Annotated in this window: 1 protein-coding gene; it reads right to left on the bottom strand. The window is 32.8% G+C overall.

The annotated features are described in order from the left end of the window. Positions 1–24 precede the first annotated feature (24 nt). Positions 25–1,251 (bottom strand): HD-GYP domain-containing protein (locus tag AX762_RS12265; RefSeq protein WP_143139372.1); only part of this gene is annotated, 1,227 nt, incomplete at its 5' end.

Genomic DNA, 1,251 nt, shown 5'->3' on the forward strand with positions numbered 1-1,251 from the left:
AGAAGGAAAAATTTCAACATTTTATTATAAAAATCTAGTTATTTTTTCTAATTCATCAAAGGGATCATGGAAATCAGAATGTATTTTTATGAATTCTAGTTTAGCAGCTTTGATGGCTTGAGAAAAGTTAGGATCAAACTGTGTTCCTAGACCCCTTTCTAATTCTTGAAATGCCTCTTCAGTAGTAAGCTCATTTCGATAAGATCTTGTAGAGGTCATTGCATCGAAAGCGTCAGCAACAGCCAATATTCGAGCCTCTAATGGAATCGCATTTTCTTTTGATCCCGTGGGATACCCTTTTCCATCCCATCTTTCATGGTGATAAAGGACACCATTTTTTAATCCTTTTAATCCTTCTATCTTTTCGACCATTTGTGCTCCAAAAGATGTATGGGTTTTAATGATTTCATATTCTGTTTCTGTTAATCTTGATGGCTTTGTTAAGATTTGTTCAGAAATATTGATTTTGCCAACATCGTGGAGAAGACCGCTTAATCGTAAGTGTTTAAGCTTTTGTTTATCCTGATATTCAGGAAGCTTTTTTGCTAATGCAACAGCATATTGACTAACTCTTTCGCTATGTCCAAATGTGTACAGATCTTTTGCTTCCATTGCTACAATAAAGCTTTGGACGACTTGTTCAAGTGTCATTTCCATTGAGTCAATAACAGTATTAACTTGTTTATCATAAAACATGTTCAGCTTTGATAATAGCAGGTAGCTAAATGTTGTCGAAATAATATAAAGTAAAATACGGTTAGAAATATCGATATTATCAGCAAGAAAATACGAGTTCATCGGAAAGCCGATACTAACAATACCTAAACTTAGAAGTCCCAATAGTGAATAAGAGATTAACAGCATGCGTTCACCATATAGGCTATTAATAATCGGTATTAGCAGGAAATAACTCCAGGCTTCTGAATAGCCTGAACCAAAATATAAACTGAGTCCTACAAATATAACAAAAAGTAAGACAACATGTGTCTTGATTTTTGTTGAAATATCTGTATAACGAAAGAATAAGAACACAATAGTTAACACAGAAAAACAGAGTAATAATACACTAAGATTTGCACGAGAATAAGGAAGATCAAGCCATTGGAAAATAGAATTCCAACCGATACTTAGCATAATGTAAATCAGAGAAATCTTTAGAATTTGATTGTTCAAATCCTTGTGATAGTTCGTAATTAATTTTTGGAATAATTTTTCCTTTTCAGTTACGATTTTATGCATGCTGTTTATCAT

Origin of the sequence: Alkalibacterium sp. 20, assembly GCF_001885615.1 — a bacterium.
Lineage (GTDB): Bacteria > Bacillota > Bacilli > Lactobacillales > Carnobacteriaceae_A > Alkalibacterium.